Source organism: Rhodococcus sp. Leaf225 (assembly GCF_001426145.1).
Lineage (GTDB): Bacteria > Actinomycetota > Actinomycetes > Mycobacteriales > Mycobacteriaceae > Rhodococcoides.
Genome location: NZ_LMRN01000025.1, coordinates 36,555 through 51,061, shown reverse-complemented (window position 1 = coordinate 51,061; position 14,507 = coordinate 36,555). Strand labels below are relative to the sequence as shown.

Below are 14,507 nucleotides of genomic sequence, written 5' to 3'. Positions count from 1 at the left end.
CGGGGAACGACGTGTCGGTCAGGAAGCGAGGACGGTGTGACGCACACGCCTGTCGTGACCTCGGTCGAGACGTCCCGTCGAGAGCGCTGGTCCTGGGGTCTCGGCTCCGGTGTGGTGGTGGTGCTGGGATTCGTCGCGATCCTCGTGAGCGACCATCGCTTCTTCTACCTCGACGACACCGAGTCCGGCGCGGTGGGCAACTGGCTGGCTCTGGGCCGCCTGCTGCGTGAAGGGCAGTTCCTCCCCCTCGTCACCACCCAGTGGATGGCCGGCAACTACCCGGTCGAGGGCCAGGGTGGGCTCTGGAATCCCGTGCAGATGATCGTCAACCTCATCTCACCGTCGGTGGACGACCTGGCACTGCTCGCTGCCGTCGTCAAGATCTTCTTCGCCGTGGTGCTGGCGATCGGCGTCTACCGCGTGGCTCTCGAATACGGATCCAGGCCCTCCTGGGCGGCGGTCGCTGCGACTGCCACGCCGTTCGCGGGATTCACCCTCTTCTTCGAGCAGCCGTCCTGGGTGACGTCGCTGATCGGCATGGCCTGGGTGATCAATGCCTGGGCGAGTGCCGTGCGCTATGCCCGCGGCACCTCCGGTCCGCTACCGGTCTTCGCGTTTCTCTACCTCGCCATCAGCGTGGGGTACGTCCACGCGGCCCTCATGGCCGGAGTCGCCGCGGGCGCGGTGATGATCGGCGAGTACCTGCGTGCGCGCGTCCTGATGCCGGTGATCCGACTCGGGGCCGTATCGATCGCCGCCGCCCTGTGCGGCGCCGTCACGTTCCTCCCCGGCGTCCTCACCTCGGGCGTCACCTGGCGCTCGGGCGCCGAGGGAACCCTCAACGACAACTTCCTCGTGGTCCCCTGGTCGGAGACCTTCAGCGCGAGCCTGCCGTCGGCGGTGACCAGCATGGAGTCGTGGAGTGGCGAGACCACCATGGCCCCGGTCACCTACATCGCCTGGTTCCTCGTCCCGGCTGTGGCATTCATCGACTGGCGCCGTGTGCCGACGGTCGTGCGCGAACTGTCCGGTCCCCTCATCGTTCTCGGCGCCCTGCTCCTGTACACCGCGGGGCCGTCCGACATCGGGCCGATCCGTTGGCCCGGACGACTGCTGCCCTTCGTCGCCGCCGCCCTGCTCATCATCGCCGCAGTTCTGCTGAGCCGTTTCGGAACCCTGCGCGGTCTGCGCGGCCGACTGACCGCCGCCGGCGTCATCACGGGCGTCCTGCTGATCCGCGCGCTGTCGTCCGGACCGCAACTGGCCGGCCGACACCTGCTGTCCGTCCTCTTCGTCGTCGTTCTCGGCGGGCTCGTCGTCGCCGTCTTCCGCGCGCGCAGGACGACCGCCGCCACCGCGCTGCTCATGGTGTCTGTCATTCCCGTGGCGCTGTACCAGATCCACAACTACCGGCCCGTCCTCAGCGAGTGGAACTTCCCGTCGTCCCAGCAGGAGGCGCGTGCGGAGTTCCCGGACTGGACCGGGACGACGCTGCAACTGGGCGATCGGGCCCTGTCCGACAGATCGCCCGAGGACGCCACGGATCGCTGGCGTGCGCAGGTGTACGGCAACTACGCCAAGGTGCTCGACCTGAACTACGTCAGCGCCTACACGCCGGTCGGCCACCAGGCGTTCTCGGAACTGTTGTGCGTCGCCTACGAGGGCACCACCTGCCCCGATGCGTACCGCAACGTGTTCCGTCCCGACGTCTACACCGGGCGGACCACGGCGGATCTGATGTTGCTCGACCGCGTCGTCGTCCAGAAGGCGCAGTACCCGATGTGGCGGCAGCTGCCGGTTCCTCCCGGGTGGCGCTGGGTCGACGTCCCACGACCGCAGTCCGACCAGGTCGCCGTCCTCGAACGGGTCGACGGGCCGGTGTCGACGCAGGAGGGCACCGTGTCCGCGACGGTGAACGCCGACGTCGAGCCGGTGCGCTCGAGCGACGTCGACGAGAGCCTGCGGGTGAGCTCCGCCGCCGGCGGCAGCGTGGTCTTCGCCAGGCTCGCCTGGCCCGGATACACGGCCACGCTGAACGGACAGCCGTTGCAGACCAAGGGGCTGGGTGACACCTTCCTCTACGTCGACCTGCCCCCGGGTACCACCGACGCCGATCTCGAGCTGACTTTCCGCCCGCCCGGGTTTCGGCTCGGACTGGCTGCCATGGGCGCTGGAATCGTCGTTCTGCTGGGCCTCGTCGTGCTCGACGTCCGACGACGGTTCTCCGCGCGACCGCAGTCGTCGGCCGCTCGCTCGTCGGCAACCGGCCCCTCTGCGTTATAGGGTCGGCTCTCGTGACTGACGATCAGCTTCCGCACCGGATCTCGGTCATCGTTCCCGTCTACCAGGGTGAGAGGACCCTCGGCCCGTTGACCGACGAGCTCGAGACCCTCACCCGGCCCTTTCTGACCCCCGGTCGCCGACTCGCGGTGGTCGAGGAGGTCCTGTTGGTGTTCGACCACGGCCCGGACGGATCCGCGGCCGTCATCCGAGACCTGGCGGACCGTCACTCGTTCGTCCGCGGAATCTGGCTCAGTCGCAACTTCGGGCAGCACCCCGCGACGCTCGCGGGCATGGCCTCGAGTGGCGGCGAGTGGATCGTCACGATGGACGAGGACGGGCAGCACGATCCCGCCGACATCGGCGGACTTCTCGACACCGCACTCGACGAGCAGGCCTCGGTCGTCTACGCCCGCGGTACCAACGCCGCCCCGCACGGACTGTGGCGCAACGCGACGAGCAAGGGTTCGAAGTGGCTCATCGCCAAGGCGTTGGCCGGTGAGAACACCGTGCAGTACAGCAGCTTCCGCATGGTCGTGGGCGAGGTCGGACGGTCGGTGGCCGCCTACGCCGGATCCGAGGCGTACCTCGACGTGGCACTCGGGTGGATCGCCGGCAGTGTGACCACCAGCCCGGTGACGCTGCGCGAGGAACAGGGACGGCGTTCCGGCTACAACCTTCGGACCCTGCTGTCCCACTTCTGGCGCATGGTTCTCTCCAGCGGCACCAAGGGTTTGCGTCTGGTCAGCGTGCTGGGGGTGGTGTTCGCCGTTCTCGGCCTCGTCCTGGTCGCCTATCTCCTCGTCGTGTACACGTTCTTCGACCCGGACACCGAGGTCCGCGGCTGGGCGTCCACCATGGTCGTCCTGCTGTTCGGATTCGGGGCCACCCTGTTCTCTCTCGGCGTCGTCGCCGAGTACGTCGGCGTCAACGTGAAGACCGCGATGGGAAAGCCTCCCTATCTGATCGTGGGCGATCCGGCCGCCGGGCCACTGGGTCGGGCCGACCGGGTGTCCCCGAGCCCGGACGCCGAGAACCGGGACGCCGAGAACCCCGATCTCTCGTGACGACGTTGTCCTGGGTCGTCGGGAGTGGTGGACTTCTCGGCTCGGCCGTCTCCGCCGAACTCGCCCGTCGTGGGCACCGGGTGGTGACCGAGACGATCCCGTGGCTCGACGAGGACGCGGCGCGCACCGTGATCACCTCTCGCGCGCGAGCGGTGGCCACCTCCGACGCACGTCGCGTCAATGTCGTGTGGTGTGCGGGCGCAGGCGTCAACGGCACGCCGCGCGCGGCCTTCGACCGGGAGAACGACCTGTTCGCGCACGCGTTGGCACAGCTCGAGTCGTATGCGGTCCCGAGGCCGGAGCCTGTCACCGTCTTTCATGCGTCGTCCGCCGGTGGGGTCTACGCGGGCACGCCCGACGCACCGCACGACGAGTCGAGCGCGGTCGCGCCGCTGGGCGAGTACGGCCACGCGAAGCTACGCGCCGAGCAGAGAGCGGTGGATTTCGGTCGACGCACCGATGCGTCGGTGGTGGTCGGCCGCTTCGCCAACCTGTACGGACCGGGACAGAACCTGTCGAAGCCGCAGGGCCTCATCTCCCACCTGTGCCGCGGGTACCTGCTGGCATCACCCATCTCGATCTACGTGCCCATCGACACCCTGCGCGACTACCTCTACATCTCCGATGCGGCAGAGATGGTGGCGGACGCCCTGGACGTCGCCGCGCGGGAGCGCACGGAGCCCGTCACCAAGATCTTCGCCTCGGGGAATGCCGTCACCATCGGCGCCATTCTCGGCGCGTGCAGGTCCGTCTTCCGTCGGCGACCGCTCGTCGTCCAGGCCGCCTCCCCGTTGTCCTCGCTCCAGGGCCGTGACCTGCGTCTTCGATCCACCGTCTGGCCCGAGATCGATCGCAGGACTCACCGCACGCTGCCCGCCGGCATCGCCTCGACGCTGGAGTCCATCCGGTCCTCGCTCCTCGCCGGCCACCGCGGGTGACGAACCCGGAGCGGGTCCGCGAGTTTGTGCCACGGTGAACGCTGCTGAGACACTGCCGTGGTGACCGCCGATCAACCTGCCGACGACGACCGTGTCGTCGTGGACGCGCAGCCGGTCGGCCCGCTCCTCCGCCTGATGGGCAACCAAGGACTCGTCTTTCTCCTGGTGGGCGGCTTCAACACGGTGCTCGGCACCGTCTGGTTCATCGTCTGGCAGCTCGCGATCGGTGACACGCTCGGTTATCACGCCGCGATCGTGCTCGGCTACCTGTGCAACGTGCTGACTGCCTTCTGCACGAATCGCTACCTCGTCTTCCGGGTGCGGGGACACGTGCTCCGCGACTTCTGGCGCTTCGTGGTGGTCAACACCGGGGCCTTCGCGGTGAACCTCGCCGCGATGACCGTGGCCGTCTCGGTACTCGGATTCGCGCCCATCCCGTCCCAGCTGGTCATCACCTTGCTCACCGCCTGCATCAGCTTCTTCGGCTACCGCGACTTCTCGTTCAAGCGCTCGTCCTCGGTGAAAGGTTCCTGACATGGCACCCCGCGTGTCGATCGTGGTCCCGGCGTACAACAACGCCGACTTCATCGGCGAGACCATCGAGTCGATCCTGAGTCAGACCTACCGAGACTTCGAGCTGGTGATCGCCGATCACGCGTCGACCGACTCCACCCTCGACGTCATCGCCCGCTACGACGACGATCGCATCCGCGTCGAGCACACCGAGGCCGGCGGGGGAGCGAAACGCAACTGGGACAGAGTGAGTCGACTGGCCACGGGCGAACTGATCAAACTCGTGTGCGGCGACGACACGATCACCGAGACGTCGATCGCCGAGCAGGTCGCCGCGTTCGACGCGCACCCGTCGGCCGTCCTGGTGGCGTCGCAACGCACGCTCGTCGACGCCGCCGGCAAGACCATCATCGCCACGCGTGGACTGGGAAAGTTGTCCGGCCTCGTCGACGGACGCACGGCCGCACGCACCGCGGTGCTCGCCGGCTCCAACATCTTCGGTGAGCCGGGATGCGTCCTGATGCGACGAGACGCCCTCGCCGACATCGGCTGGTGGGACAACGACCACCCGTTCCTCATCGATCAGGCGACCTTCACGGAGGTCGCACTCAAAGGTGACGTGGTGGCCATCCGCTCGTCGCTCGCGGCGTTCCGCATCAATGCCGGGCAGTGGAGCGTGCGCCTGGCGCGGGAACAGGCGGGGCAGGCCGCGGGATTCCATCGGAAACTGCGCGCGGCCTACCCGGACCTACTGTCCGAGAACGACGTTCGTATCGGTAATGCTCGCGCGCTCGTGACGTCGTTCCTGCGCCGCGCGGTGTACGTGCTGCTGCGGCGGCGCATCACGCACCAGCCGCCGGAACCCGTCTGATCAGAGCGTCCGTTCGCCGGCCGATGCGTAGGCCGCTTCGGTCGCGGCTTTCTGAGGCGCCCACCAGGATTCGTTGTCGCGGTACCAGTCGATGGTGGCGGCGAGTCCGCTGCGGAAGTCGGAGTAGCGGGGTGTCCAGCCGAGTTCGGTGCGCAGGCGGGTGCTGTCGATGGCGTAGCGCAGGTCGTGGCCGGGGCGGTCGGTGACGAAGTCGAAGTCGGCCTTGTCGTGGCCGCACAGTTCGAGGATGGTCTCGACGACGGTGCGGTTGTCGACCTCGCCGTCGGCGCCGATGAGGTAGGTCTGGCCGAGGGCGCCCTTGTCGATGATGGTCCAGACGGCGGTGTTGTGGTCCTCGACGTGGATCCAGTCGCGGACGTTGAGTCCGGCGCCGTAGAGCTTGGGGCGGATGCCGGTGAGGACGCCGGTGATCTGGCGGGGGATGAACTTCTCGACGTGCTGGTAGGGCCCGTAGTTGTTGGAGCAGTTGGAGATGGTGGCGCGGACGCCGAAGGATCGGGTCCAGGCTCGCACCAGCAGGTCGCTGGAGGCCTTGGTGGAGGAGTACGGCGAGGAGGGGTTGTAGGGGGTGTTCTCGGTGAACCGGGCGGGGTCGTCCAGTTCGAGGTCGCCGTAGACCTCGTCGGTGGAGATGTGGTGGTAGCGGACGTCGTGGGTGCGGACCGCTTGGAGGAGGGTGGTGGTGCCGACGATGTTGGTGTGCACGAACGGCCAGGGGTCGCCGAGAGAGTTGTCGTTGTGGGATTCGGCGGCGAAGTGGACGACGAGGTCGGTGTCGGCGACGAGGCGGTTCACGAGGGCGGTGTCGGTGATGTCGCCGTGGACGAAGGTGATGCGGTCGGCGACAGGCTGGAGGGAGGCCTTGTTGCCGGCGTAGGTGAGGGCGTCGAGGACGGTGATCTCGATGTCGGGGCGGGTGCGGGCGGTCAGGTGCACGAAGTTCGCGCCGATGAACCCGGCGCCGCCGGTCACGAGCATTCTCATGGGCGGCACTTTACGTGGGAGAGCGGCGCGAAGCGCAGTCTGAAAGACTCGACCATCATGCGAGGAATCATTCTGGCCGGTGGCACGGGGTCGCGGCTGCATCCGATCACTCAGGGCGTGAGCAAGCAGTTGGTGCCCGTCTACGACAAGCCGATGATCTACTACCCGCTGACCACGCTGATGCTCGCCGGGATCCGCGACATCCTGATCATCACCACCGCGCAGGACGCCGAGCAGTTCCAGCGGCTGCTCGGTGACGGCTCCCAGTTCGGCATCTCGCTGACCTACAAGGTGCAACACGAACCCAACGGCCTCGCTCAGGCGTTCGTGCTGGGTGCCGAGCACATCGGCACCGAGGGCGCCGCGCTGGTGCTGGGGGACAACATCTTTTACGGCCCCGGCCTGGGAACGCAGCTGAGCCGGTTCGGGGACATCGACGGCGGCGCGGTGTTCGCCTACGAGGTCTCCGATCCCAGCGCATACGGAGTCATCGAGTTCGACGAACGCGGCACCGCCCTCTCCTTGGAGGAGAAACCGGCGCACCCGCGGTCGAACTACGCGGTGCCGGGGCTGTACTTCTACGACAACGACGTCATCGCCATCGCCCGCGACCTCGCCCCCTCCGCCCGCGGGGAGTACGAGATCACCGACGTCAACCGCCACTACCTCGAGGCGGGAACCCTGCAGGTGCAGGTGCTGCCCCGCGGCACCGCCTGGCTCGACACCGGCACCTTCGAATCGCTCCTCGACGCCTCCAACTACGTGCGCACCATCGAACAGCGCCAAGGCCTCAAGATCGGCGCCCCCGAGGAGGTGGCGTGGCGACGCGGGTTCATCACCGACGACGACCTGCGCGCCCGCGCGCAGACACTGCTCAAGTCCGGATACGGGGCATATCTGCTGGACCTGCTCGAGAGAGGACACCGACCGTGAGCTTCCGCGAACTGCGCGTCCCCGGGGCGTTCGAATTCACTCCCCGCCAGTTCGGCGACGACCGCGGCGTGTTCTTCGAATGGCACAAGGATTCCGCCTTCACCGCCGCCGTCGGCCACCCCCTGGAACTGCTGCAGGCCAACTGCTCCGTCTCCGCCGCAGGCGTGCTTCGCGGGATCCACGTCACCGTCGACCCACCCGGGCAGGCCAAGTACGTCACCTGCACCCGCGGCGCGTTCCTCGACGTCGTGGTCGACCTCCGCAAGGACTCACCGACGTACGGCACCTGGGACTCGGTGCTCATCGACGACGTCGACCGCCGCGCGGTGTACCTGCCCGTCGGGCTCGGGCACGCGATCCTCTCCCTCGAGGACCACTCCACGGTGATGTACCTGTGCAGCCTCGAGTACACCCCCGGAGCGGACCGCGACATCCACCCGCTCGACCCCGACCTCGCCATCGACTGGCCCACCCACGGCCGCGACGGCACACCCCTGACCTACCAACTCTCCGACAAGGACGCCGCGGCACCCGCGTTCGCGGACTGGGCATAGCCCCCGTGCGCCTTTCGCGTATCCCTGGATGCGCACAAGGCGCACGGGCGCGTCAGCGCAACTTGAAGATCACCGCTCGCTGGACCACGAAGTTGATCACCGTCGCGGTGCCCTGCGCGATGACGAACGCTGCGGCGCTGTAGAGGATCGTCTCGGGCCACAGGTGCCCGAACAGCGTGTACAGCACGTTCTGGACACCGAACGTCGCCGCGTACAGGACGACGACGGCCACGAACCGCGCCCGCGACGGCGGTGCCGCGAACGTCCAGCGCCGGTTGATCAGGTACGCGACGGTGGTGCCCACGACGAATCCCGCGGCCTTGGCCAGCGAGAGCTGCACGTCCAGGCCGTACTGCAGCGCGATGGTGATGGAGAAGTCGACGACAGCCGACAGCACCCCGGTGACGAGGAACCGGACGATCTGGGTCCGCAGATCCAGCGCGTCGTCGGCGGTGTTCTCCGTGACAGGGATCTCGACGGGCAGAGGAAGGCGCTGGTGATCGTCTGATGACACAGAGCGTCAGCGTACTGGCCCTCTCACTGCCTGTAACCTGACGAACGATGTCCATCACCGAATTGCCACCCACCAGTGCGCGCACCCTCACCGGGTGGGCACGTACCTCGCCCACCACGGCGCAGGTGCTGACCACGTCCGATCCCGAGATCGTGGCCGCCGCCGTCCTCCGGGTCGCGGAGCAGAACGAGAGCAAGCCGTCCCATCTGCGGCGCGGCGTCATCGCCCGCGGACTCGGCCGCTCGTACGGTGACAACGCGCAGAACGGCGGCGGGCTCGTCGTCGACATGAGCGCACTGAACCGCATCCACTCGATGGACGCGGAGACGCACATCGTCGATGTGGACGGTGGAGTGAGCCTGGACCAGCTGATGCGTGCGGCACTGCCGTTCGGATTGTGGGTCCCCGTGCTCCCCGGCACTCGTCAGGTGACCATCGGCGGCGCCATCGGGTGTGACATCCACGGCAAGAACCATCACAGCGCCGGCAGCTTCGGCAATCACGTGCGCTCGATGGAGCTGCTGCTCGCGGACGGCACCGTCCGCCACATCACGCCCGACGGCGACGACGCGCCGCTGTTCTGGGCCACGGTGGGCGGAAACGGCCTGACCGGCATCATCCTGCGAGCGACCATCGAGATGACGCCGACCGAGACCGCGTACTTCATCGCCGACGGCGACGTGACGGCGAGCCTCGACGAGACCATCGCGATCCACAGCGACGGCAGCGAGAGCCGGTACGACTACTCGAGCGCCTGGTTCGACGCCATCTCGGGTCCGCCGAAGCTGGGACGTGCGGCGCTGTCGCGCGGATCGCTCGCGACCCTGGACCAGCTGCCGGCGAAGCTGCAGAAGGATCCGCTGCGCTTCAGCGCGAAGCCGCTGCTGACCTTCCCCGACGTGTTCCCCAACGGCCTCGCGAACAAGTACACGTTCGGACCCATCGGCGAGCTCTGGTACCGCAAGTCGGGTACCTACCGCGGCAAGGTGCAGAACTTGACGCAGTTCTATCACCCGCTCGACATGTTCGGGGAGTGGAACAGGGCCTACGGCCCGGCCGGATTCCTGCAGTACCAGTTCGTGGTGCCGCCGCAGGCCGTCGGCGAGTTCAAGAAGATCATCCACGACATCCAGCGCTCGGGGCACTACTCGTTCCTCAACGTCTTCAAGCTCTTCGGGCCGGGAAACCAAGCGCCACTGAGCTTCCCGATCGAGGGCTGGAACGTCTGCGTCGACTTCCCGATCAAGGAGGGTCTCGGCGCGTTCGTCGCGGACCTCGACCGGCGGGTGCTCGAGTTCGGCGGACGGCTCTACACAGCCAAGGACTCCCGGACGTCCGCGGACACGTTCCACGCGATGTACCCGCGCATCGACGAGTGGATCGCCGTTCGGCGATCCGTCGACCCCACAGGCGTCTTCGCCTCGGATATGGCCAGAAGGTTGGAACTGCTGTGACGATCGATGCTGTGGGCGACCCGCAGACCATTCTCGTACTGGGTGGCACGAGCGAGATCGGCCTCGCGATCACCGAGGAGTACCTCTCGACGTCGTCGGCTCGCGTGATTCTCGCGGCGCTGCCCAACGATCCCCTGCGTGACGCGGCCGTCGCTCAGCTGACGGCCAAGGGCGCCAAGTCCGTGGAGGTCATCGACTTCGACGCGCTCGACACAGCGTCGCACCCGAAGGTCATCGACGAGGCCTGGTCGAAGGGCGACGTCGACGTCGCGATCGTGGCGTTCGCGGTGGACTTCGATGCGGAACTGCTGTGGCAGGACCAGAACAAGGCCGTGCTCACGGCCAACATCAACTACACCGCGTCGGTGTCGGTGGGTGTGCTCCTCGGCGAGAAGATGAAGGCGCAGGCCTTCGGCCGCATCATCGTCATGTCCTCCGTCGCGGGCGAGCGCGTGCGGCGCTCCAACTTCGTCTACGGCTCCACCAAGGCCGGACTCGACGGGTTCTACCTCGGTCTCGGGGAAGCCCTGCGCGAGTTCGGTCCTCGCGTCACCGTCATCCGTCCGGGCATGGTGCGCACCAAGTTCAGCGCGCACGTCAAGGAAGCACCGCTGACGGTGGACAAGGAGGACATCGCCAAGCTGGCCGTGTCCGCGTCCCGCAAGGGCAAGGATCTGGTGTGGGCTCCGGGGCCCTTCCGCTTCGTCATGATGGCGCTGCGGCACGTCCCGCGTCCGATCTTCCGCAAACTCCCCATCTGAGCAGGGCCATGCCGAACAGAGTCATGCGGACGGCTCTGAGTACCAGCGCAGAGGCCGTCGCCGCGGCAGTCGTCGCGGCCGCGGTGGCGGCGGTCGGTCTGTACGCTTTCTCCCTGGTGCAGTGGCCGGCATTCAACTCCTCCAACGTGACTCGCGCCGTCGCGACGGTCGGGCAGGTGGCTGCTCTCGCCGTGCTGGCCGCGTCGGTGGTGATGCTCCGGCTGCGCCGCTCCCCCCGTGTCGCGACCCTGCTGTCGTGGATCGGCCTCTCCGGATTCGTCACCGTCACACTCGGCATGCCGCTGGCCGCCACGAAGCTGTACCTGTTCGGCATCTCGGTGGATCAGGAGTTCCGCACCGAGTACCTCACTCGCCTCACCGACTCGCCGGCACTGGCCGACATGACCTACGCCGACCTCCCGCCGTACTATCCCGCGGGCTGGTTCTGGGTCGGCGGCCGGGTAGCGAACGCCCTCGGCATGGCCGGGTGGGAGGCCTACAAGCCCTACGCCATCGCGTCCCTCGCCGTCGCCGCCGTGGTCTCGCTCGTGCTGTGGCGCAGTCTCGTTCGGGCGGACCTGGCAGTACTGGCCGCGCTCGGCGTGACGGCCCTGATGCTGGCCTACGGTTCACCCGAGGCCTACGGCGCCACGATCGCAGTCATGATCCCGCCCGTGCTGATCCTGGCGTGGGGTGCACTCCATCGCCCGGGGTCGACGCGCGGCGCAGGATGGGGAGCCGTCGTCGGCACCGGCCTGTTCCTCGGTGTCGCCGCGACGGTCTACACCCTCTATCTCGGTATCGCGGCCTTCACCGTCGTGCTCATGGCGGTGGTCGCGGCGGTGCTGCGCTATCGGGAGAACCGTTCCCTCGCAGTGCTGCTCGACCCCGCACTTCGCCTCGTCGTCATCGCAGGCATCTCCGGGCTGCTCGCGCTCACCGTCTGGGCGCCGTACCTGCTCGCGTCGCTGACGGGCAGCACGGCGGAGAGCGGTACCGCTCTGCACTACCTGCCGGAGTCCGGGTCCGAGCTGCCCTTCCCGATGGCGCAGTTCACCCTCACGGGCGCCCTGTGCCTCGTCGGCACTCTGTGGATCGTGGTGCGAGTCCGTGATTCTCGCCGTGCGCAGGCCCTGGGTCTCGGCGTCGTCGCCGTCTACGGGTGGTGCCTGCTGTCGATGCTCGCCACTGTCGCGGGTACCACCCTGCTCGGCTTCCGACTCGAGGCGGTGCTGGTGCTGATCCTCGGCGCCGCGGGCGTGTTCGGCTTCGTGGAGGGCGCTCGGGCGCTCTACCTGGTGGCGAGTGAGTCGCCCCGGGTCCGAACCGTCTCCGTCGCGGTCGGGATCGTCGGCGCCGTCGCCTTCGCCCAGGACATCCCCCACGTCCTGCAGAACGAGATCACGGTGGCGTACACGGACACCGACGGCGACGGAGTCCGTGCCGATCAGAGACCACCGAGCGCCGTGTCGTACTACGGCGAGGTCGACGCGGCACTCCAGGAGGCGCGGCCCGGTCCGCGGACCGACACGGTGTTGCTCACCTCGGACACGACGTTCCTCGCGTACCACCCGTATTTCGGGTTCCAGGGGCTGACGTCGCACTACGCGAACCCGCTCGCCGAGTTCGCCGCCCGCGCCGACGCCATCGAGTCGTGGAGCGATCTGCGCAGCAGCGACGAACTGATCGCCGCCCTCGATGCCCTGCCGTGGCGCGCCCCCGACGCGTTCCTCTTCCGCCGCGGCGCCGACGGTTACACGTTGCGTCTCGCGGAGGACGTGTACCCCAACGATCCGAACGTGCGCCGCTACACCGTCTCCTACCCCGAGTCGCTGTTCGACGACCCTCGGTTCGAGATCCGCGAGATCGGTCCGTTCGTCCTCGTCGTGCGCACGTGACCGCCCGCCGGGCGGACCTCCTCGCTGCCACCGTCTACACGCTGCTGTCCGTGCTGGTGCTGCACGACCAGTGGCAGCACCTGCAGTCGCAGTACCTCCGTTTCAGCGGCCAGGACCAGACCATGTGGGAGTGGTTCTTCGCCGTGACCGCCCGCTCGGTCACCCATCTCGACAACCCGTTCTTCTCCGACCTGCAGAACGCGCCCGACGGCGTGAACATGATGGCCAACACCGCGATGCTCGGCCTGTCGGTACCTCTGACACCGATCACTCTGGCCTTCGGACCGGCGGCCACGTTCACCCTCGCCCTGACGCTCGGGCTGGCGACCACCGCTTACGGGTGGTACTTCCTGTTCTCTCGCACCGTGATCCGGTCACGTGCGGCCGCGGGTCTCGGCGGGCTCCTCTGCGGGTTCGCGCCGGGCATGATCTCGCACGCCAACGCCCACCCCAACTTCGTCGTGCTCGGAGTCCTGCCGTTCATCCTGTATCTACTCGTCCGCATCGCCGACGCGGAGAACACTCGCCGTCGCCGTCACGCCGTCGTCCTGGGTCTCCTGGTGGCGTGGCAGGTGATGCTCGGCGAGGAGCCGCTCCTCGTCTTCGCGGTCGCCGTCGCCCTGATCACGGTGCTGTACTGGGTGTTCCGGCCGCGCCGGATCGTCCCCATGGTCCGGCACGCGGCCCTGCCCGTGCTGGGTGCCGCACTGCTGACAACGGTGCTCGTCGCGGTACCCCTGTGGTGGCAGTTCCGCGGGCGACAGCACTACAGCTACCTCGACCACAATCTGCCCGGGAACGATCTGGTGTCACTCGTCCGGTTCCCGCCCCAGTCGCTCTGGGGTGCAGCGTTTCCGTTGGACGACGTCGCCCTGAACCCCACCGAGCAGAACGCGTACTTCGGCATCCCGCTGCTGCTTCTCGTCGTGGTCTCCGCCGTGGTGCTGCGCCGCCGTCCGATCGCGGTGGCCGCCGTCGTGTCGATCCTGATCCTCGGCGTCGCCTCACTGGGCGTCGCCCTCGTGGTCGACGGGACGGAGACCGGCATCGCCCTGCCCGGCGAGTACCTCGACCGGATCCCGCTCCTGCAGTCCGTCCTCGAGACCCGGTTCGTACTGGCCGCGGTGCCGGCCATGGCGCTGCTGATCGCGATGGTCACCGATCGCGTCCTGACCGCACCCGCCTCGCGCCGCGTCGCCGTGGTGTGGACGGGCGCTCTCGCCGTCGCACTCGTCCCCCTCGCACCGACACCGCTGCCGACGGCCGACCGGGGAGAGACCCCGTCGTTCCTGGCGGACGGGACGTGGCGCGAGTACGTCGACACCGACGACCCGGGATCGATCGTCACCGTGCCGGTCCCGAATCCCGGCACCGCCGCGGCGCTGCGCTGGCAGGTGGACACCGGGCTCGAGTACCGCATCGCCGGTGGCTACTTCGTCGGACCGAGCGGACAACCGGACGGGGAGGCGAAGTACGGCGCGATCGATCGACCCACCGCGAAGCTGCTCGGCACCGCGGGACGCACCGGCATCGTCCCGACACTGAACGACGATCAGCGACGCACGGCGCGAGAGGACCTCGCGTTCTGGGACGCCGACGTGGTGATGCTGCCCCCGACCGAGAACCAGGACGCACTGCGCGACACCGTCGACGATCTGCTGGGTCGCACCGCCACCGAGATCGACGGCACGTACGTGTGGGACGTCCGCTGACGGTCGC

The 14,507-nt window shown here is 68.1% G+C and carries 13 protein-coding genes; 11 read left to right on the top strand and 2 right to left on the bottom strand.

Features of this window, described 5'->3' with window-relative positions; all coding sequences use genetic code 11:
• Positions 1–36: 36 nt before the first annotated feature.
• Genes ASG69_RS18475 through ASG69_RS18455 form a run of 5 tightly spaced genes read left to right on the top strand, consistent with a single transcriptional unit; the run spans position 37 to position 5,669 of the window.
• On the top strand, positions 37–2,283 hold the full coding sequence (locus ASG69_RS18475; protein WP_056443143.1) for a hypothetical protein: 2,247 nt from the start codon (positions 37–39) through the stop codon (positions 2,281–2,283).
• A gap of 38 nt (positions 2,284–2,321) precedes the next feature.
• On the top strand, positions 2,322–3,347 hold the full coding sequence (locus tag ASG69_RS18470; protein ID WP_056444213.1) for a glycosyltransferase: 1,026 nt from the start codon (positions 2,322–2,324) through the stop codon (positions 3,345–3,347).
• On the top strand, positions 3,344–4,285 hold the full coding sequence (locus ASG69_RS18465) for an NAD-dependent epimerase/dehydratase family protein (protein WP_056443141.1): 942 nt from the start codon (positions 3,344–3,346) through the stop codon (positions 4,283–4,285). Before ASG69_RS18470 ends, ASG69_RS18465 begins: the two co-directional genes overlap by 4 nt.
• A gap of 60 nt (positions 4,286–4,345) precedes the next feature.
• Positions 4,346–4,819 carry a GtrA family protein gene (locus ASG69_RS18460; protein WP_235579007.1) on the top strand — a complete coding sequence of 158 codons (474 nt, stop codon included), beginning with the start codon at positions 4,346–4,348 and terminating at the stop codon, positions 4,817–4,819.
• A 1-nt stretch (position 4,820) separates the two neighbouring features.
• Entirely contained in the window at positions 4,821–5,669 is an 849-nt protein-coding gene (locus tag ASG69_RS18455; protein WP_056443135.1) for a glycosyltransferase family 2 protein, read from the top strand.
• Here ASG69_RS18455 and rfbB read toward each other — a convergent pair whose 3' ends face one another.
• The gene (gene rfbB, locus ASG69_RS18450) at positions 5,670–6,674 is read right to left on the bottom strand and encodes a dTDP-glucose 4,6-dehydratase (RefSeq protein ID WP_056443132.1); all 1,005 of its coding nucleotides are present in this window, start codon (positions 6,672–6,674) and stop codon (positions 5,670–5,672) included.
• Between the two features lie 57 nt (positions 6,675–6,731).
• On the opposite strand from rfbB, the gene rfbA reads away from it, so the two are divergent.
• Entirely contained in the window at positions 6,732–7,607 is an 876-nt protein-coding gene (gene rfbA / locus ASG69_RS18445; protein ID WP_056443128.1) for a glucose-1-phosphate thymidylyltransferase RfbA, read from the top strand.
• Positions 7,604–8,161, top strand: a complete 558-nt coding sequence (locus tag ASG69_RS18440) for a dTDP-4-dehydrorhamnose 3,5-epimerase family protein (RefSeq protein WP_056443125.1) — start codon at positions 7,604–7,606, stop codon at positions 8,159–8,161. The genes rfbA and ASG69_RS18440 overlap by 4 nt, the downstream gene beginning before the upstream one ends.
• Before the next feature lie 52 nt (positions 8,162–8,213).
• Here ASG69_RS18440 and ASG69_RS18435 read toward each other — a convergent pair whose 3' ends face one another.
• The gene (locus tag ASG69_RS18435; RefSeq protein WP_082544389.1) at positions 8,214–8,675 is read right to left on the bottom strand and encodes a GtrA family protein; all 462 of its coding nucleotides are present in this window, start codon (positions 8,673–8,675) and stop codon (positions 8,214–8,216) included.
• Positions 8,676–8,722: 47 nt separating this feature from the next.
• On the opposite strand from ASG69_RS18435, the gene ASG69_RS18430 reads away from it, so the two are divergent.
• From ASG69_RS18430 to ASG69_RS18415, 4 genes are read left to right on the top strand one after another with little or no spacing between them, the layout of a single operon-like run.
• Positions 8,723–10,129 carry an FAD-binding oxidoreductase gene (locus ASG69_RS18430; protein WP_056443121.1) on the top strand — a complete coding sequence of 469 codons (1,407 nt, stop codon included), beginning with the start codon at positions 8,723–8,725 and terminating at the stop codon, positions 10,127–10,129.
• The gene (locus ASG69_RS18425; protein WP_056443119.1) at positions 10,126–10,890 is read left to right on the top strand and encodes a decaprenylphospho-beta-D-erythro-pentofuranosid-2-ulose 2-reductase; all 765 of its coding nucleotides are present in this window, start codon (positions 10,126–10,128) and stop codon (positions 10,888–10,890) included. Before ASG69_RS18430 ends, ASG69_RS18425 begins: the two co-directional genes overlap by 4 nt.
• A gap of 8 nt (positions 10,891–10,898) precedes the next feature.
• Positions 10,899–12,788: a galactan 5-O-arabinofuranosyltransferase gene (locus tag ASG69_RS18420; RefSeq protein ID WP_235579006.1), complete on the top strand. Its 1,890-nt coding sequence runs from the start codon at positions 10,899–10,901 to the stop codon at positions 12,786–12,788.
• Positions 12,785–14,500: a DUF6541 family protein gene (locus ASG69_RS18415; RefSeq protein ID WP_156380581.1), complete on the top strand. Its 1,716-nt coding sequence runs from the start codon at positions 12,785–12,787 to the stop codon at positions 14,498–14,500. The genes ASG69_RS18420 and ASG69_RS18415 overlap by 4 nt, the downstream gene beginning before the upstream one ends.
• Positions 14,501–14,507 lie beyond the last annotated feature (7 nt).